A 19,634-nucleotide genomic window follows, 5' to 3' on the forward strand; every position below is an offset into this window, starting at 1 on the left:
TTTCTGTTATATACATCCAAAGGAGTTGAGGATGTGAATTCTACCGAAAAAGTGTTAGCCTCTTGTTGTTATTTTAGTATTTTTGTGGCTCCGTTATTATTTCCAATCATTGTGTATTTTGTTGTTCCTCATGAAGAAGTGAAATCTCATGCAAAGAAAGCTTTTGTTTCGCATTTACTACCGTTCTTTTGTTTATTTTTCGTTTTTCTACTCGGGTTTGTGATGAATACACCCGAACAAATTGGTGTAATGATGCTTATAGCACTGTTGTTATTTGGATTAGTGAACCTTGTTATTTTCATTTGGAATGTTGTGAAAGGTGTACAATTGCTTGTGAATGAGTAAAGAATTTCCTGTGAGAGGAATTATTTTATCTGTAGTTTCATTTCATTTGTTCTTGGTAATTTTAGCAGATTTCAAGTATCATTGTTGATATATAGTTTAAGTATTTATTGTCCCTAGTGAAAAGGAAGTGTAAAGAACATGAGATGGGTTATATCACTTATTGTAAATAGTATTGTGCTAATCGTTGTATCAGGTCTTCTCAAAATATTTGCACCAGGTGCGTTTGAAATAGCGAATATACAAACAGCAGTGATTGCGAGCGTTATTTTGTCTCTTTTAAATGTATTTGTTAAACCGTTATTAATTTTAATTACGCTGCCAATTACTGTGTTAACATTTGGTTTCTTCTTAATCGTTATTAATGCGATTACGCTAGAAATTACAGATTCGTTACTTGGTAATGCGTTTAATTTATCTGGATTTGGTGCAGCAATTATGGCGGCTATCTTTATTTCAATTTTAAATATGTTAATTGAGAAAGTAATTATTGAACCGTTATATGAGAAAAAATAATCAGACAGCAGGAAGTATCCGACAAAATGTAGAACATTTTGCGCAAAGCGTGGAATGTTTTTTTCTTTTTCAAAAGAAACCGTATTTCTTGTTTTAAGAAAAAAATGGTACAATAGCGGGTAGAGTGGTAGTACGCTGCCTAGATACATTCCGCAACGTGGAGGTTTACATATGCCAAAAGTTCGAACGAAAGATTTAATTGAACATTTTCAGTTAGAATTAGTAAGTGGTGAGGAAGGAATTCACCGTCCAATTGATACAAGTGATTTATCACGCCCTGGAATTGAAATGGCAGGATTTTTTACATATTATCCAGCTGATCGTGTGCAACTTCTTGGGAAAACTGAGCTTACTTTTTTTGATACGTTAACAGAAGAACAAAAGAAAATGCGCATGCAAGCGCTTTGTACAGAAGAAACACCATGTATTATTGTAACGCGCGGTCAAGATGTACCGGAAGAGTTAATGCAAGCATCTCGTCAGACAGGTGTGCCGATATTATGTTCACCGTTAAAAACGACACGTTTATCGAGTCGCTTGACGAACTATTTAGAAAGTAAATTAGCGCCAACGACAGCTATTCACGGTGTATTAGTTGATATTTACGGTGTTGGTGTAATGATTACAGGGCAAAGTGGTGTCGGGAAAAGCGAAACAGCACTTGAGCTTGTGAAGCGTGGACATCGTCTTGTTGCTGATGATAGTGTAGAAATTCGCCAAGAAGATGACGATACACTAGTTGGTAGTTCGCCAGAGTTAATTGAGCATTTACTTGAAATTCGTGGACTGGGCATTATTAACGTAATGACGTTATTTGGTGCAGGTGCAGTGCGTAATCATAAACGTATTTCACTTGTGATTAATCTTGAAATTTGGGATCAAAAGAAGAACTATGATCGCCTTGGCTTAGATGAAGAAAAAATGAAAATTATTGATACAGATATTACAAAGATTACTCTTCCCGTACGACCAGGTCGAAACTTAGCTGTCATCATTGAGGTAGCAGCGATGAACTTCCGCTTAAAACGTATGGGCGTCAATGCAGCGCAACAATTTTCAGAGCGTCTTATGAGCGCGATTGAACTAGGAGATCAAAATTAAATATAAGAAGCTTCCATTAGTGGAATAGAAAGGGAGTAGAGAATATGCTGTTAGGGTCTGTACCGCAGCTTGATCGCGTGGCAGTTCAGCTTGGACCGTTTCCAATTTATTGGTATGGCGTCATTATTGGTACGGCTGTGTTGCTTGGATTATGGCTTGCAACCCGCGAAGGAGAGCGTCTCGGTATTCCGAAAGATACGTTTATTGATTTGGTCCTAATTGCAGTGCCGATTGCAATCATTTGTGCACGTGCATACTATGTTATTTTCGAATGGGACTATTATTCCCAAAACCCGAGTCAAATTATTAACATTCGTCAAGGTGGTTTAGCGATTCATGGCGGATTAATTGGTGCAGTTCTTACCGGGATTGTATTTACAAAAGTACAGGGTCTATCTTTTTGGAAGCTAGCAGATATTGCAGCGCCAAGTATTTTACTTGGACAAGCGATTGGCCGCTGGGGCAACTTTATGAACCAAGAAGCTCATGGCGGTGAAGTAACACGTCAATTCCTTGAAAGTTTACATTTACCACAGTTTATTATAAATCAAATGTATATTGATGGTGTGTATTACCATCCAACATTTTTATATGAATCGTTATGGAGTTTTGCTGGGGTTATTTTACTTCTATTTCTTCGAAGAGCAAATTTACGTCGCGGAGAACTGTTCTTTACGTATTTAACTTGGTACTCCATCGGTCGTTTGTTTGTAGAAGGGTTGCGCACAGATAGCTTAATGCTTGGTCCCCTTCGTATTGCACAGGTTGTATCCATTGTCTTAATTCTCGTTTCTATCATTTTTGTTGTTGTGAGACGAAAAATGGGATATGCGGATAAACGATATTCAGAAAAATAATGATAGAACTTCAGAGGTAAATCAGAAAAAGTAGCGTCATACATGCGGCGCTGCTTCTTTTCATATCCCGCTCTAACAAGCAGTAAGTACAGAAGAGCCCGATTGGTTCAACTAACCATTCGAAGGGAAGTGCACCTCCGAATGGAAGCTTCACTTTATCATAAAACAGCTAAGGACGTGGAAAAGATGAACATTAATACAGTGTTATTTGATCTGGATGGGACGTTGATTAATACGAACGAACTTATTATCTCTTCATTTTTATATACTTTAGAAAAGTACTATCCAAATCAGTATAAGCGTGAAGACGTACTGCCGTTTATTGGTCCATCATTGCATGATACATTCAGTAAAATTGATGAAGGCCGAGTAGAAGAACTTATTCAATGTTATCGTGATTTTAATCATCAGCATCATGATGAGTTAGTAGAAGAGTATGAAACAGTGTATGAAACTGTACAGGATTTGCGAAAGAAAGGGTATAAAGTTGGGATTGTAACAACGAAGGCGCGCAAAACTGTCGAAATGGGATTAAAACTATCGAAATTAAAACAGTTTTTTGATGTTGTGGTGACAATTGATGATGTAGAGCATGTGAAACCGCATCCAGAACCGATTCAAAGAGCGTTGCAATTGTTAGAGGCAAAGCCGGAAGAAGCGTTAATGGTAGGAGATAATCATCATGATATTGTTGGCGGACAAAATGCTGGCGTGAAGACAGCAGCTGTTGCATGGACAATTAAAGGACGCGAATACTTAGAGTCTTATAAACCGGATTATGTGTTAGAAAAAATGAGTGACTTGTTAACGATCTTGCCTCATGAACTAGGCTGACAAGGGGAGAGAATAGTGCGACGGACAACACGCTATCCTGTGTCAGGAGCAAATTCATTATGGAACGTATATAAGACCGTTTCGTTTTGGAAAGTGATGAAAAACTTCATTGTCATTCAAATTGCGCGTTATACTCCATTTTTACGGATGAAAAATTGGTTATATCGTACATTTTTGCGAATGCAAATAGGAGAGCAAACTTCATTTGCCCTTATGGTTATGCCAGATATCATGTTTCCTGAGAAAATTACGATTGGGCGTAATTCGATAATTGGTTATAATACAACATTATTAGCTCATGAATATTTAATTACAGAATATCGCCTTGGTGAAATTAGAATTGGAAACGAAGTAATGATTGGAGCAAATTCGACAATTTTACCGGGTGTTGTCATTGGAGATGGAGCGATTGTTTCAGCGGGTACATTTGTTCATCGTGATGTACCGAGCGGTGCTTTCGTTGGTGGAAATCCGATGCGTGTTATTTATACGAAAGAGGAAATGACAGCGAGAAAAGGGAAATGTTAGAAATGTAACATTTTCCTTTTCTTTTCGGGAATGAAAAGGAAATATTTGCGTATAATATACTGTTTTGTTTTTAGAAGAATCGTTTATACTTATAGATAGAAGAATGAAATAATGGAGGATCTATGGGGAAAAATCAAGAAATTCATAAAGATAACGGACAAGTTATTTCTTTTAATCAATTAGCCGATTTCTTTTATGATAAAGGAATGAAGGCTTATCGCAATCATCATTTAGACGATGCGATTAAATATTTTAAAAGAGCGGCACAAAGTCAGAAAGAGCCATTTATTTTATGTCAATTAGCAACGGCGTTATCGGAAGTGGGAGAGTACCACGAATCGAATCAAATTTTATTACAAATTGTTCGTACGGGTGAACAAATAGAAGAATGCTATTATTTTATGGCAAATAATTATGCGTATCTTGGTCTATTTCAACAAGCAAAAAAGTATGCAGAGCGGTATTTAGACATTGCGACGGATAAAGAATTTATTGCAGAGACGATGGAACTTTTAGAGATTATTGAAGAAGAAGAAATGGATGCACCGGAATTGGAAGATGAAGATGGATTAATTGTGATGCAAGAGCAAGCAAATCATTATATTCGGAACGGTCAATTAGAAGAGGCGATTGCTACGCTTGAAGGCGTTATAACGGAATATCCGGAATTTTGGTCGGCACATAATAATTTAGCAATTGCTCATTTTCAGCTTGGCAATGTTGATCAAGCATTGAAAATGACAGAATTAATTTTAGAGAAAAATCCAGGGAATATTCATGCCTTATGTAATACGCTTATTTTTCTATATTCTATTGGGGAATATAAGCAAGTAGAAAAGTTAGCGGAGCAACTGGAGACAGTGTATCCGATGTCGTTTGAGCATCGTGTAAAACTAGGGACAACATTTGCGACAATTGGTCGTTTTGAAAGTGCATATAAATGGTTAAAAGTTTTAAAGCGCCAAGGCTACGAAGGTGATGTTAGTTTTTATTATTGGTTCGCATATTCTGCTTATATGGTAAAAGATGAACAAACAGCAGAGAAAATGTGGTCGCATGTTGTGGAGTTACATCCTGATAAAAAAGGGAAGGAGCCTTGGAATGCTATTAATTTAGCAGATGAAGGCCAAAATATTTTATTTCGAGAACTGCAGCAATCATTTCAGCAAAGTGAAACGTTAGAAGAACAAATGCTGGCTTTATATTTAATGAATGAGCTGACAACACCAGAGAAAATCGGCTTTTTCTTTGATGTGATGCAATCTCCTAAGCGTGTTCCAATCGTATCACAGCTCGCGCACTATTTCTTTTTAATGAATAGTCATAAAAGTATTCCACAAGAGCTTCAGCCGTTTGAACAATGTGTTCATATTGCTGATGCTTTATACAACTATACAAACAAAGATGATGAGCTGATTGAAGAGTGTTTACATCTTTGGTTTTGTACATTTATACGCTTATACACGAGCGGAACGGCGTTTACAAATGTATATGGCTGGTCAGCGGCAGTTGAATATATTGTAAGAGGCGAATTTCATGATAAATTGACGCAGGCAGAGCTTGGGAATATATATAATGTATCGGTAGCAACTGTACGAAAGTATGTGCAAGCAGTAAGATGTGTGCATGAGTAAGAGTGAGCAAATCATTGGGAAAAAAACATTGCTGACAGTATAATGAGGGTGTTAAAAGATCGTTATGAACAGGAGATGAAGACTATGGCAGAAGAAAAAATTTATGATGTAATTATTATTGGAGCTGGTCCAGCAGGTATGACAGCAGCTGTGTATACATCTCGATCAAATTTAAGTACGTTAATGCTAGAGCGCGGTATTCCGGGCGGACAAATGGCAAATACAGAAGAAGTAGAAAATTATCCGGGTTATGACCATATTTTAGGACCGGATTTATCAAATAAAATGTTTGAACATGCAAAGAAATTCGGTGCAGAATATGCATATGGTGATGTGAAACAAATTATTGATGGAAAAGAATATAAAACAGTAATCGCTGGAAAGAAAGAATATAAAGCACGTGCCATTATTGTAGCGAGCGGTGCGGAATATAAGAAAATTGGCGTTCCAGGCGAGAAAGAACTTGGCGGACGCGGCGTATCATACTGCGCAGTATGTGACGGTGCATTCTTTAAAGGAAAAGAGCTTGTCGTTGTTGGCGGCGGCGACTCAGCTGTTGAAGAAGGTGTGTATTTAACACGCTTTGCAACGAAAGTAACGATTGTTCACCGCCGTGATCAATTGCGTGCACAAAAGATTTTACAGGACCGTGCTTTCCAAAATGAAAAAGTTGATTTCATTTGGAATCACACTGTAAAAGAAATTAATGAAGCAAACGGAAAAGTAGGCAGCGTAACACTTGTAGATGTAAATAGTGGTGAAGAGCGAGAGTTTAAAACAGAAGGCGTATTTATTTACGTTGGGATGTTACCACTTTCTAAACCATTTGCAGAGTTGGGTATTACAAATGAAAATGGTTATATTGAAACAAATGAGCGTATGGAAACGAAAGTTCCTGGTATTTTCGCAGCTGGTGATATTCGTGAAAAAATGCTTCGCCAAATTGTAACAGCAACAGGCGATGGAAGTATTGCAGCGCAAAGTGCACAGCACTATGTGGAAGAGTTGTTAGAGGAATTGAAGACTGTAACAGAAAAATAAAAAATCAGTGTAACTATTTAGCCATGGTATTATCCCCTTTAAGTAGCCATTCAAAAAAACCGTCATGATAAGATGAAGGGAAGAATGAAACTTGGAGGGGATTTTTCTATGGCGAAAAAGGGACAAGAATTTCCATCCTACACGGAAGAATTTAAATTAAATGCCGTTATGGCCTATGTGAATGGGGTCAAAAGTAATCAAAGATTTTCAAAATGATTAGGTATTCGAAATTGTGCACAATTAAAAGTCTGGATGGAAAAGTGGTGAATCATTTAATGAACGTAGTAATGGTACTTCACCGTTTAAAGGATGACCACGTACAAACTTTAAAACAATTGAGGAAGAAAGAGACTATTTGAAAGCGCAGGTAGCTTATCTAAAGAAGCGGTATCCAAATCTGGTAACGGGGATGAAGTGAGCCAATCATCATTAAAAAATGAACCTGTTAGCTCGAAAAAAGTGCGACAAGTGTTCGATATATGTATCCAAAACGTGAAACTGTAACAATTCCCTCTATTCGTCTTGCGTTTTTAGCTATAAGCTGAGTAGTTACAAATTAGTTAGAAATTTAGGTTTTTTAAGATAGATTCGATTTTATATCGAGTCTATCTTTTTTTTATTCTGCATTAATAATTGTAGGACATTGTACATTGCTGATATCGAGTATTTATGGAGGTTATTCTTTGATACTTGTACTTTCGTCCTAGTATCAGAGCTGCTTGCTTTAAAATATCATTTTCCATAAGAAGTTGTTTTGTTTTCTCAACGCTTTCAACTGGTCTTATTATCTTTCTCTTTAAACGAGCCAAACGTATGATTTGGATTGATCCACCGATCCAATGATGATGGTGTTAATTCGTATTCTTCAATAATGCCTTTCCTTGGTTTACCGTTTTTATACATTTTAGTATAAATGGAAAATATGCGTGATACACTGGGGTTTTCTTAAAAGTTATTTCTTACAATGGATATAGAAAAGAGGCTACATGAGAGGAGCAGGAAATTGAAGCGAAGGGCAGTTGTCACAGGATACGGAGTTGTGACTACAATTGGAAATACTGTTGCAGAGTTTTGGAGTAGCTTAGTCAATGGAAGGAGGGTGCCTATTAATTCGATGACAAGATATATGCTTGGCACTTCAGGAATAGTAGAGATTATATCTACTATTTTGTCTATCCAACATGGTATTATCCCCTAGGTTTTGAATTCCGAAAATTCAGATTAAGTGGTTATACTAAGTATTATTCAAGATGAGAATCTCAAGTGTTGTATTGAAATTGCAATGAGTAATTCTTTTGGATTTGGAGGACAAAATGCAAGTCTATAGTAAAAAAATATGATGTGAATGGAGAAAGCTTATGAAATCAATCATTGGATTTTCAATTAAAAACAAGCTTGCTATTTGGATTGTAACATGCTTTATTATTGTATTTGGAACATACGTGGGGTTCTCTATGAAACTAGAGACAATTCCTAATATTAATGAGCCGGTTGTAAATATTACAACTGTATACCCTGGGGCATCACCAGAGACAGTAATGAGTGATGTAACAGAACCAATTGAAAAAAAAGTACATAACTTAGAGGGAGTAAAAAATGTTACTTCAACTTCCTTTGAAGGTGCTTCCACAATAGCAATTCAGTATGATTTCAAGATCAACATGGAAAAAGCAGAAAATGAAATTAAGGAAATTATGTCTGGGGTGAAACTCCCTGAAGGAGTTACGGCTCCAGAAGTAGCAAGAGTTAACTTCAATGATTTACCTGTATTTGTATTGTCTTTAACTGATAGTACGAAAAAATTGGAAGATTTAAGTAAGTTATCTGAAAAGGAGATAATGCCTGCATTTGAAGAGGTAGAAGGTGTTTCTAAAGTTGAAATCCTTGGGAAACAAAATAAGGAAGTAGAAATTAAGTATAAGCAAGATAAGTTGGATCAGTATGGTTTGTCTGTAAAAGAGGTAAATACATATTTGAAAACCATTAAAAATGATGTGAATTTAGGGATGCAAGTACTTGATGGAAAAGAAAAAGTCATCAAAGTTAATGGGGCTGAAGGTAGCCTTGAAAAAATAAGAGAATTGCATATTCCTATCAATCTCAAGATACAAAATAGTAACTCTGTTGAAAGAGACACTTCGGTTTCTTTAAAAGATATCGCAGATGTAACAATTGTTCAAAAAGCCCAATCTGTTTCTAAGACTAATGGAATGGAAGGTATCAGCATTCGGATATTACAAAGTAGTAATGGTAACACGGTAGACGTCGTGGATGGTGTCAAAGAGAAAGTGAAGAAGCTACAAAAGAAGCATAACTCATTAGAATTTGTATCTGTCTTAGATAGTGGAGAGCCGATTAAGGGCTCGGTTGGGATGATGGTAAATAAAACATTAATGGGCGCAGCTTTTGCGATACTAATTATTTTACTTTTCTTAAGGGATATCAAATCTACAATTATTGCGGTTATTTCTATACCGTTATCGCTTGTCATTTCTTTAATTATATTAAACCATTTAGATATGACATTAAACCTAATGACATTGGGAGCTATGACGGTGGCAATTGGACGAGTTATAGATGATTCTATTGTAGTTATAGAGAATATATATCGACGTATGACCTTAGCGGAGGAAAAATTAAGTGGTATTAATTTAATAAAAGCAGCAACTTCTGAGATGTTTTCATCTATTATGTCATCTACTATTGTGACCATTGCGGTGTTCTTGCCATTAGGTTTAATTGATGGACCTGTTGGAGAGCTATTTATGCCATTCGGAGTTACTATTGTATGTGCTTTATTAGCTTCTTTAATTGTGTCAATTACTGTTGTTCCGATGATGGCGCATTTAATGCTTAAGAAGAAAGGTAAAGTTGTTAAGAAAGTATCTTCAAATAGAGTGGCTACAAGCTACTATAAGATATTGAATTGGAGTTTAAACCATAAATTAATTACTTTCTGTATAGCTAGTGCACTATTTATAGGAAGTATATTCTTAATACCATCTATTGGAGTCAGTTTTATTGGTTCCAGTGAGAATAAAATGATATTAGCAACCTATAATCCGTTGCCTGGTGCTACAGAGGATACAATTAAGAGTGACGTTAAAAAGGCGGAAGAATATCTACTTAAACGAGATCACATAAAGATGGTACAGTCATCTTATGGGGAAGGTAATCCGCTAAACCCAGCTGATAAGAAACAAGTGCTATTTTTTATTACTTATAAAGATGGCTTAAAAGATTTAAGCAAAGAGCAGAAATCTATTTTTAACGATCTTCAAAAGTTAGGAATGGGTGAATGGGGATTCAATAGTTCAGGAAATAGTAATGGTAAAGTAGACATTTTTGTTTACGGAAAAACGATTGACGAAATTCGACCAGTTGCAGATTCTGTTAAGAAAACTCTGGAGGATAATGAGAAGGTCACAAATGTCAAGTTAGATTTATCAGACTCTTTAAGACAGGTGAACTTTACATTAAATACAGAAAAATTGGTTACCTTAGGAATTCAGCCAACGCAAATATATAACAAATTGGGTTCCGCTAAGGAAGAGAAAATTGGTAATTTAAAAATTGATGGACAGGAAATACCGATAAGGACTGTGGAAAGAGATGCTATAGTACATCAAGAAGAACTTAGTAAGCAACAAGTTACTACAAATTCAAATCAAAAGATAGAATTAGGAGAAGTTTTGCAAAAAGCGGAGAGTGATGTACCGGCCTTCATTACTAAGCGAAATGGAGACATATATACAAAAATATCAGCAGAAATAACCGATAAGGATGCTGGAAAAGTTACGGAGAATATTCAAAAACAAATTGATGAACTCTCAGTGCCGTCTGGAGTACAAATTAATGTTGGTGGAGTAACAGAACAAATTGATGAATCTTTTACACAGCTAGGAATTGCAATGGTTAGTGCAATTGTAATAGTATATTTTGTTTTAGTTGTTACTTTTGGGGGAGGATTAGCTCCGTTAGCTATATTATTCTCTTTACCATATGCTTTAATCGGAAGTTTATTAGGTTTGCTAATTACAAATGAACCAATTAGTGTATCTGTAATGATTGGTGCACTTATGCTGATTGGTATTGTCGTAACAAATGCTGTTGTTCTAATAGATAGAGCAATTACAAATGAACAAAAAGGGATTTTATTAAGAGAGTCAATCCTTGAAGCGGGAGTAACTAGGTTGAGACCTATTCTTATGACTGCCATTGCTACGATTGGAGCACTATCTCCATTATTATTTGCAGAAACTTCAGATGGAAGCGGGCTTATTTCAAAGGGATTAGGAGTCACTGTAATTGGTGGATTGACCTCTTCGACATTATTAACATTAATTATTGTGCCTGTTGTATACGAAGGTTTAATGAAGCTAAAACATAGATGGGCTAAAAAGCGTAAGGATAGACAAGAACTAAAAATTGGTGCTTAGCGAAGATATGCTAAGCCCTTCTTTTTTATAAGTAAGAGATAAATAAGACCTTTAAGTATATTTTGTTCTTTAATTAGACAAAGGTAATTTATGAAATAAGAAAGAAGAGGGGGCATTATGGAAGGGATAGCTGAGTATAAGGAGTATTCACCAAAACTATTTAGAAATAAATCCTTTCTTTTAATAGTAATGGCGACTGGATTTTCCAGTTTAGGTGCTTCAATATTTCTTTTTACGCAAACATGGTATATAGTGAAATTTTTAAATTTAGGAGCAGCTGTAGGTTGGGTAATGATCGGTTCAAGTATTCCGCAAATGTTATTTTTGTTTGTAGGGGGAGTTCTTGCTGATCACTGGAATAAGTCAAAAATTATGTTATGGTCAGATTTTATAAGAACGATTCTTGTAGGTTCGATAGTGTTAGTATTTATCTTATTTACAAGGGTTCCTCTTATTATCTTTATTACTTATGCTTTTTTGTTTGGGATTCTTAATGCATTTTTTTATCCTGCTAGGGATTCAGTTATACCTTTAATAGTCGGAGCATCCCAGCTTTCAAGAGCAAGCTCTATTATCTATACAACAAATCAGCTTACAGTAATTGCAGGACCTGTAATTGGTGGGATATTAATAGGGAAATTCAGTTATATTATAGCATTTGCTTTTGTTTCTAGTATGTTACTAATAAGTACAATTATGGTTGCTATTACTAATATTCAACATGACCAAGAGAAAAGTGTGCAGAGAGTCAAGATTGGAACAGAAATGCGAGAGGGTATCAAATATTTACGTCAATCTAATGTTTTATTATCGCTTGTATTAATTTCTATTTTGGTAAACTTTCTTATTGTTGGACCACTTTTTATGGGATTGCCTATTTTTGTAGATACAGTATTAAACGGGGAAGCGTTTGACTACAGTTTCTTGGAAGGGAGTTTATCAATTGGCCTATTTATTGGGTCTATTATTATGGTATTACTCAATGTAAAGAAACAAAAAGGAACATTAATTCTTATACTTCTTATGTGTTTATCAATAAGTTTCATAATATTTAGTAAATCAACGAAGCTTTGGTATAGCATAATCATGTTATTTTTAGTCGGAACATTTACACAGATGATAACAATTCCAGTAATTGGTATCATTCAAGGTTATACGAAGAAGCAGTATTTGGGAAGAATTATGAGTTTACTCACCTTGGCATCGATGGGGTTAACACCACTTTCTTATGGACTCACATCAGTGCTTATTATGTATAATATTGGGATTTCAAATATTATATTTTGGAGTGGTATTTCTTTGTTTGTCTTATCTATTGTTTTCTATTCTTTACGTCAAGGAATACGTCATATTGATTAAGTTTTTCTATGATACAAGTTATTAAATTCTAGAGTTGAACAGCAATGTTTGGAACCCTGCTTATTTATAATTAGTTATGTAGTTGAATTATAGTCAGCAATAAGAGATATGGCAGGGGTATACTATAGAAATTTTTGATTGAATGAACTGTGAGAAAAGATAAGAGGAATACGGTTTGAGATTTGCATTTTGTAAGGAGGATAGGAAATGATTAAAAAGATTGAACACATTGGAATTGCAGTACATTCTTTAGAGCGGGCGTTACCATTTTATATAGATGTATTAAAGCTGAAACTGTTAGGGATAGAAGAGGTAGAATTACAACAAGTAAAAGTAGCCTTTTTAGCTATTGGTGAGAGTAAATTAGAGTTATTGGAGCCGTTAAGTCAAGAAAGTTCAATTGCACGTTTTATACAGAAGAATGGGGAGGGCATACATCATATAGCATTAGGAACAACATCAATTGAGGAGAGGATTCAACATATGAAAGAGTATGGGGTACGGATGATTGATGAAGTACCTCAAATAGGGGCAAAAGGTGCGCGAATTGCTTTTGTTCATCCTAAGTCAAGCCACGGTACATTATATGAGCTATGCGATAAAGGGGGGAGAATATGATTGACATTTACGAAAAAATTAATGAATTATATGATAAAAAGAGCGATATTAGAATTGGGGGTGGTGACGAACGAATTTCCAAGCAACATCAAAAGGGGAAGTTGACAGCTAGAGAACGTATTGAATTGTTGCTAGATAATGATACATTTGTAGAGTTACAACCTTTTATTGAGCATCGGTGTACAGATTTCGGATTAGATAAAAAAATTGGCCCTGGTGATGGTGTCGTCACAGGATATGGAAAGGTGAATGGTCGCCCAATTTATCTTTTTTCGCAAGACTTTACCGTATTCGGTGGTGCACTTGGAGAAATGCACGCGAAGAAGATTTCGAATATTATGGATTTGGCAGCTAAAAACGGTGTTCCTATTGTTGGGTTAAATGATTCAGGCGGTGCACGTATTCAAGAGGGTGTATTATCCCTAGATGGATATGGTCAGATTTTCCATAGGAATGTAAAATATTCAGGAATTGTCCCTCAAATATCAGTAATTTTAGGACCATGTGCAGGAGGAGCTGTATACTCTCCAGCTATTACCGATTTTGTTATTATGGTTGAAGAAAAGAGTCAAATGTTTATTACTGGCCCAAAAGTAATTGAGGCAGTAACAGGAGAAAGAATTTCGCCTGAAAATTTAGGTGGGGCGATGGTTCATAATAAGATAAGTGGAAATGCACATTTTGCAGCGATCGATGAAGTAGAAGCGTTGTCCCTTGTCCGTACACTTCTTTCTTACTTACCGCAAAATTATCAAGAGAAACCACCTATGATAAAAGAAGAACCAGGGGAAGATTATCGTATGGACTTACCAGATATTGTTCCAAATGATACACAGCGCCCTTATGATATCCGTCGTGTTATTGAACAAGTAGTTGATTTTCCTTCTTTTTTTGAAGTGCAAAAAAGTTTTGCGAAAAATATTGTAATAGGATTTGCACGTATAAAAGGAGAAGTGGTTGGCCTAGTTTGTAATCAGCCGAAGACATTGGCCGGTAGCTTAGATATTGATTCATCTGATAAAGCAGCTCGCTTTATTCGTTTTTGTGATTCTTTTCAAATTCCAGTGGTTACATTTGAAGATGTAACAGGTTTTTTTCCCGGGGTAAAGCAAGAACATAGTGGTATTATTCGTCACGGTGCTAAAATTTTGTATGCATATTCTGAAGCAACAGTACCAAAAATTACAGTGATTTTGAGAAAGGCTTATGGAGGAGCATATGTTGCATTGAATAGTAAAGCTATTGGAGCAGATGTTGTGTATGCATGGCCAAATGCAGAAATTGCAGTTATGGGACCGCAAGGGGCAGTGAATATTATTTTTTCAAACGATATTCAAAAGAGTGATAAACCTGAGGAGAAGCATAGAGAGCTTATTAATGAATACTGTAGCAAATTCGCAAATCCGTATATTGCTGCTAAACATGGGATTGTTGATGATATTATAGATCCGAGGGAAACACGTATAAAGTTGATACAGGCACTTGATATGTTACGAACGAAAAAAGAAGAAAAGTCAATGAAGAAACATGGAAATATCCCACTGTGAAAATAGTGAATATTCTTTTTGTTTTAATCTCTTCCTTCAGATAAGGCTGTTTTGTGGAACAGAGTGTCGTATCTAAAAAGTGGAGTATTACATGGGCATATCCCTTCCAAGTAGACCATTCTAAAAAGAATTTTATACCACGGTCCTTTTCCTATGTTCTATCAAAGAAAGGCCATGAAGTTTTTCACGGAATCGCTCTTGATTATAAAATATAATATGTTTCTGGATTGTTTGATTGTCCTTGTTCCGCTATAAAAAAATCCCCTTCAGATAAACAGTACTGAGTCCGTCATACCAGATGGACTTTTTTACTGTCTACCTAAAGAGGCGGATACCAATAGTTAGATTGTAGTACTACATTTTTATTAATGTAACAATCCTAAATGATGATTATTTTTGATGTACAAGCTTTATATAATTTAATAAGAAGTATTTTTAGATGTGTCCTCTTTAGGAAAGAATGTATAGGATAGAGAAATTACTGCATCTACAGCTAGTATGAGTGACCAAATTCTACTTAAATTATTAAAAGCAATGTTGTTAGATGGAAAGTGTGGCTGTTTTTCTTCAAACCACTGAGTTAGTGTATTTCCTATATTATTGAGATCACTAAGCTGGTCAGAGAGGCCGAATAATGATATTAGTATAATATGAGCTATTATATAAATAAGGAAATGGACAAAAAAATGCTTTCTTTCATTTCTTGCGTGTTCTTTTCCGGATAATTTTTTAATGCTTTTACTATCAGGTATAGGTTTTCCTTTCCATGCTGCAACTTTTCTTTGCATAAAAGCATCGAGCCTTCTAAAATCAGATTTTCCATTTGTAAGAGCATACACAATGATTACTACAATAACGACTTGATAATTTGAAAATTTTCCTGTTTGTAAGTAGTCAAAGAACCCCATAGTAGCAATCCATAGATCATTTACAATGAACAGTATAAAGAATGTTATACTTAATTTCTTAAATTCAAACCAATACCGTAATAATAAGAAGCTTATAACAGAAACCCAGAATACGGATTCAGCGATAATGAGAAACATCCATTTGTTTTCTAAAATAAAGTTCATTTTTAATCCCCCTTAATACTCCTGTAACATATCTAACCATTTAAGATCGGCTTCTAAATGAAGGAGCTTCCCTTCAATTAGGAATAGCATTCCTTCATTTTCCTCCGTAGAATCAATATGGATTCGTAATCTTTGAAGTTGTAATATGGTTTTTATAATTGATTCTTTTTGTTGTTTAATCATGTTTGATAGTTGAGAGTATTGTAGTTTTTTTGCACATAATAACTTAAAGTGAAATTCATCTTTCAGAATTGAAGTTTCTACAGGATGGAGGAGCCAATTGTGAAGTTCCTCTTGCCCATTTTTAGTAATTTTATAAATTTTTAAATCTGATTCATTTCCTTCGTTTATTTCTTCTACCAATTTATCCCTAATTAGTCGATCTATAGTCGTATAGATTTGCCCAGCATTTAGTTCCCATTGTTTATAAACCATTGTTTCGAAAGAAATCTTTAAATCATAACGATGTCGTGGAGATTGAGACAACAATGTTAATATTGCATGTTTTACTGACATATATATTCACCATTAATCCTCTTTTAGTGCTCTATCAAGTTTAGAATTTGCTGCTTGGTAAGCTGGTAAGATAGCTGACAGGCAGCTGACGAGAATGCCAGAGATAATTGCAGTTACTAAGGTAGGAAGTGGTACGGAAAATTCAATCAAAGGATCTGACGCAAATGACGTGTTTAAGTATATAGTAAAGATCCCTAGGATGACGCCGATAACTACACCGTTTATTCCTATAATAAGGCCTTCATATATAATCATTTTATATACTTGAGTAGTTGTGAAGGCAACGGCTCTCATAATGGCGATTTCTCGTACGCGATCTATTACATTGATAATTAAAGCATTTAAAATTCCAATCCCAGAAACAATGATTGCAATAATAAGTAAACCGTTAAATAAAGATTTTACCCCTGGCAGAGCCCGTTTTTGTTTTTCAATTTCTTCATGTAAAGTTTGGATTTCAGACAGGTCATTGTAAAATGTTTGTAGCATATTCTGTTTGACAATGTTCTCGCTTGCATTATTGGTAGTTAGTATAAGTCCTTTGTGAGCTTCTACCCCATTAAAGTGAGCGTCAAAGTTTTTTTGTGCCATGAAAGCGGTATAGCCACCGTACATTGAAGCATTGACTTTTCCAACTACCTTTAGTTCTTTTATTTCATTATTATCTTGTAAGATACTGATAGTATCCCCTATCGCTCCTCCCCATTCTTTAAATGCATAATTACCTAATAAAATCCCATTTGAATTCAAGTCTAGCTGTTTTAATAACTCTTTTTCTTTATGTTTGGGATCATAAAATAAAGGATTCTTTTTATACCAATTTAAATCTGTACTGATGATAGTAAAGTTACGAGTATCCTTTCCTGATTTCCAGATAACTTCCTTTTCTTTATAAGCGCTAACTTGTTTTACGCCGTTTATCTTTTGGATTTGTGTTAGCTTGGCGTCAATAGGTGTTTCAGTTGAAAATTGTAGATTTCCACCAAAAGAACGAGTTACATCTGTATGTACATTCTTCTCTAGTGAGGTAAAAATAGAAGAAACCAATAGTCCTAAACAGATAGCTACAGCTAAGATGGCAGACATGTTAGATGATCGGTTTAAGGTAAGTAAAGTATTATTGCTTGCAATACGCCCCTCGTAACCAAAAATATCTTTTTTACTCAATAATGTTGTAATTATTTTCATTAAGAAAGGAAACAACAACATAACCCCTATAAACAAGAATAATATAGAACTGGTGTGACTAATAAAAACGCCGACCAGTGATAAAATTCCAAGGATAATACGTAGTTTACCATTTCCTGTTTGGACAGAAGGTACATTTTTTAAGGTGGAAATTATATTAACTTTACTTGCATATGTTACTGGAATAATAGAGGCCAGAATAGGTATAACTATTCCTAGACATAGTGTTGCAGGTAAAGCAAATTTGTATTGCATTGTATACACCATATTTTCTTGAAATGAATTAAATAATGTTCCCTGTAAGATGTTAGCCAAACCAAATCCAAGAGGAATCCCAAAACTCAGACTAATACTAGCCAGTATAATTACTTCCATAAGGAAGAATTGTTTTATTTGGAAAGGGGTGTATCCAATTGTTTTCATAATAGCAATTTCACTTTTTCTCTCTACGATACTAACATACAAAGTATTATAGAGGATAAAAGTACTAATAAACATTGCCAATCCACCAATGGCATAAAGCATAAAATACAAGTCGTCCAACTGATTTGTTTGTTTTTCATCTAGAACAACCTCTTGTACTGATACAAAAGGGTCGGAAATGTTAGATTTTAAAGATGTTACAACCGATTGAGCATCTACTTCGGATTGGAATTTTAGTCGTATCTCTTGTACTTCATCAGGAAGATGAAACCATGACTGTACAGTAGCCAATGAGGCTAGTGCTCTCCAACTCTTATCACTTGCTTCCTCCCAACTATTTGGCCCCTCTAATAGTGGAGTGTTTTCAACAATAGCAGCAATTGGAACTGTCTTTTTTCCAGAAGGGAGGTTTAGCGTAATGGTATCTTTTACATCTAACTTCCAAATTCCGGCTGTTCTAACTGGAATGATAATTCCTTCATTAGTTAGGTTACCTTTGAGTACTTTAAGGGAAAGTAACTCATTTTGAAAGGAAGAGAGTCCTGTAATACGGATTCTTGTGTGAGTAAAGCCCCGTTCCTCTTTTAGGTTAAAACTTGATTGTTTATGGAGTACAGCAGTCGCGCTTTGTATTCCTTTTTCTTTTTCTGCAATATTTAATATGTCTTTGGAAAATAAGTGATTACTAGAAGAAATGACGTAATCCGCATTTCCTGTATAGAGTTGTAAGCGTTTATTTGTTAATCCTTTAGCTGTTTCTACGGTACTAATTACTGCAAACATGGTGGAAACCCCAATGATAATCGCCATAATTGTGATAAGAGCTCGTAGCTTTTTACGTGTTAAGTTTCGCCAAGACACTCGCCATAACATCATCAGTATCCCCCTCCATTGTTATATCAGACTCAATAATTCCATCTTTAAGTAGAATGATACGATCAGCATAACTTGCAGCTAATATATCGTGAGTAACCATAACGATGGTTAATCCTTCGTTGCGATGTAGAGAGGATAATAATCGTAATACTTCAGTTCCAGTTTTTCGGTCTAAATTTCCAGTTGGTTCATCAGCTAAGATTAATTTTGGATTCATTGAGAGTGCCCTTGCAATTGATACACGTTGTTGTTGGCCACCACTTAGCTGAGATGGAAAGTTGTTTTCTTTTCCTTCAAGTTTTACGGCTTGAATAAGGTGGGAAATTTTTTCGTTTATAGAATTTTTCGCTATCCGTTCAGCCTGCATAGGAAAAGAAATATTTTCTGTAACAGTCATATTCGGTAATAGTTGATAATTTTGGAAAATGAAACCGATGTTCTTTCTTCTGAATAATGTACGTTGTTTTTCATTTAATCGATTTAAGGCATTCTCATCAACAAAAATATCTCCCTCATCAGATGTATCAAGACCTCCAATTAAATTCAGCAATGTGCTTTTTCCAGAACCAGATGGCCCCATTATTGCTACAAACTCTCCTTTAGCGATTTCTAAATCAATATTATGTAGTACATGAAAGGGTGATTCCCCAAGAAAATAAGTTTTATTTATATTCTGAACTTTAATCATAGAGTACCTCCTAGTTAATATATACTCGGTATATAGTAAGTGTATACTGAGTAT

The 19,634-nt window shown here is 35.2% G+C and carries 18 protein-coding genes and 1 pseudogene; 13 read left to right on the forward strand and 6 right to left on the reverse strand.

The window, feature by feature from the left end; all coding sequences use genetic code 11:
• Positions 1 to 33: 33 nt before the first annotated feature.
• From AB1280_RS19610 to trxB, 8 genes are all read left to right on the forward strand, one after another.
• Positions 34 to 345 carry a hypothetical protein gene (locus tag AB1280_RS19610; protein WP_429756728.1) on the forward strand — a complete coding sequence of 104 codons (312 nt, stop codon included), beginning with the start codon at positions 34 to 36 and terminating at the stop codon, positions 343 to 345.
• Between the two features lie 138 nt (positions 346 to 483).
• A complete protein-coding gene (locus AB1280_RS19615) occupies positions 484 to 858 on the forward strand; it encodes a phage holin family protein (RefSeq protein WP_429756729.1) in 375 nt (124 codons plus the stop codon).
• A gap of 171 nt (positions 859 to 1,029) precedes the next feature.
• Positions 1,030 to 1,959, forward strand: coding sequence for an HPr(Ser) kinase/phosphatase (gene hprK / locus AB1280_RS19620; RefSeq protein ID WP_272189037.1), 930 nt, complete (start codon positions 1,030 to 1,032; stop codon positions 1,957 to 1,959).
• Positions 1,960 to 2,003: 44 nt separating this feature from the next.
• Positions 2,004 to 2,816, forward strand: coding sequence for a prolipoprotein diacylglyceryl transferase (gene lgt / locus AB1280_RS19625; protein WP_429756730.1), 813 nt, complete (start codon positions 2,004 to 2,006; stop codon positions 2,814 to 2,816).
• 186 nt (positions 2,817 to 3,002) lie between these two features.
• Positions 3,003 to 3,650, forward strand: coding sequence for a pyrophosphatase PpaX (gene ppaX, locus AB1280_RS19630; RefSeq protein ID WP_429756731.1), 648 nt, complete (start codon positions 3,003 to 3,005; stop codon positions 3,648 to 3,650).
• Positions 3,651 to 3,665: 15 nt separating this feature from the next.
• On the forward strand, positions 3,666 to 4,178 hold the full coding sequence (locus tag AB1280_RS19635; protein WP_272189040.1) for an acyltransferase: 513 nt from the start codon (positions 3,666 to 3,668) through the stop codon (positions 4,176 to 4,178).
• A 122-nt stretch (positions 4,179 to 4,300) separates the two neighbouring features.
• A complete protein-coding gene (locus AB1280_RS19640; RefSeq protein WP_429756732.1) occupies positions 4,301 to 5,812 on the forward strand; it encodes a tetratricopeptide repeat protein in 1,512 nt (503 codons plus the stop codon).
• Positions 5,813 to 5,854: 42 nt separating this feature from the next.
• The gene (gene trxB / locus AB1280_RS19645) at positions 5,855 to 6,853 is read left to right on the forward strand and encodes a thioredoxin-disulfide reductase (protein ID WP_272189042.1); all 999 of its coding nucleotides are present in this window, start codon (positions 5,855 to 5,857) and stop codon (positions 6,851 to 6,853) included.
• Positions 6,854 to 7,474: 621 nt separating this feature from the next.
• On the opposite strand, the pseudogene AB1280_RS19650 reads toward trxB, so the two are convergent.
• Positions 7,475 to 7,756, reverse strand: a pseudogene (locus tag AB1280_RS19650) (IS3 family transposase); the annotation flags it as partial.
• A 100-nt stretch (positions 7,757 to 7,856) separates the two neighbouring features.
• Between AB1280_RS19650 and AB1280_RS19655 the strand changes: the two are divergent.
• The 5 genes from AB1280_RS19655 (at position 7,857) to AB1280_RS19675 (ending at position 14,816) form a co-directional block, all read left to right on the forward strand.
• Positions 7,857 to 8,051: a hypothetical protein gene (locus AB1280_RS19655; protein ID WP_429756733.1), complete on the forward strand. Its 195-nt coding sequence runs from the start codon at positions 7,857 to 7,859 to the stop codon at positions 8,049 to 8,051.
• A gap of 160 nt (positions 8,052 to 8,211) precedes the next feature.
• Positions 8,212 to 11,292 carry an efflux RND transporter permease subunit gene (locus tag AB1280_RS19660; protein ID WP_429756734.1) on the forward strand — a complete coding sequence of 1,027 codons (3,081 nt, stop codon included), beginning with the start codon at positions 8,212 to 8,214 and terminating at the stop codon, positions 11,290 to 11,292.
• A 117-nt stretch (positions 11,293 to 11,409) separates the two neighbouring features.
• Positions 11,410 to 12,651 (forward strand): MFS transporter, encoded by a 1,242-nt coding sequence (locus tag AB1280_RS19665; protein ID WP_429756735.1) that lies wholly within the window; start codon positions 11,410 to 11,412, stop codon positions 12,649 to 12,651.
• Between the two features lie 207 nt (positions 12,652 to 12,858).
• Complete coding sequence (gene mce / locus AB1280_RS19670) at positions 12,859 to 13,269, forward strand: methylmalonyl-CoA epimerase (protein WP_272189045.1); 411 nt, start codon at positions 12,859 to 12,861, stop codon at positions 13,267 to 13,269.
• Positions 13,266 to 14,816 (forward strand): acyl-CoA carboxylase subunit beta, encoded by a 1,551-nt coding sequence (locus tag AB1280_RS19675; RefSeq protein WP_429756736.1) that lies wholly within the window; start codon positions 13,266 to 13,268, stop codon positions 14,814 to 14,816. Before mce ends, AB1280_RS19675 begins: the two co-directional genes overlap by 4 nt.
• Positions 14,817 to 14,948: 132 nt before the next feature.
• Here the strand turns inward: AB1280_RS19675 and AB1280_RS19680 are convergent, their stop codons facing one another.
• From AB1280_RS19680 to AB1280_RS19700, 5 genes are all read right to left on the reverse strand, one after another.
• On the reverse strand, positions 14,949 to 15,044 hold the full coding sequence (locus AB1280_RS19680; RefSeq protein ID WP_429757373.1) for a hypothetical protein: 96 nt from the start codon (positions 15,042 to 15,044) through the stop codon (positions 14,949 to 14,951).
• A gap of 191 nt (positions 15,045 to 15,235) precedes the next feature.
• Positions 15,236 to 15,889: a hypothetical protein gene (locus AB1280_RS19685; RefSeq protein WP_429756737.1), complete on the reverse strand. Its 654-nt coding sequence runs from the start codon at positions 15,887 to 15,889 to the stop codon at positions 15,236 to 15,238.
• 12 nt (positions 15,890 to 15,901) lie between these two features.
• Positions 15,902 to 16,405, reverse strand: coding sequence for a PadR family transcriptional regulator (locus AB1280_RS19690; protein WP_429756738.1), 504 nt, complete (start codon positions 16,403 to 16,405; stop codon positions 15,902 to 15,904).
• A gap of 12 nt (positions 16,406 to 16,417) precedes the next feature.
• A complete protein-coding gene (locus tag AB1280_RS19695) occupies positions 16,418 to 18,892 on the reverse strand; it encodes an ABC transporter permease (RefSeq protein WP_429756739.1) in 2,475 nt (824 codons plus the stop codon).
• Entirely contained in the window at positions 18,852 to 19,580 is a 729-nt protein-coding gene (locus tag AB1280_RS19700) for an ABC transporter ATP-binding protein (protein ID WP_272189051.1), read from the reverse strand. The genes AB1280_RS19695 and AB1280_RS19700 overlap by 41 nt, the downstream gene beginning before the upstream one ends.
• Between the last annotated feature and the right edge of the window lie 54 nt (positions 19,581 to 19,634).

This window comes from Bacillus sp. S10(2024) (genome assembly GCF_050473865.1).
Lineage (GTDB): Bacteria > Bacillota > Bacilli > Bacillales > Bacillaceae_G > Bacillus_A.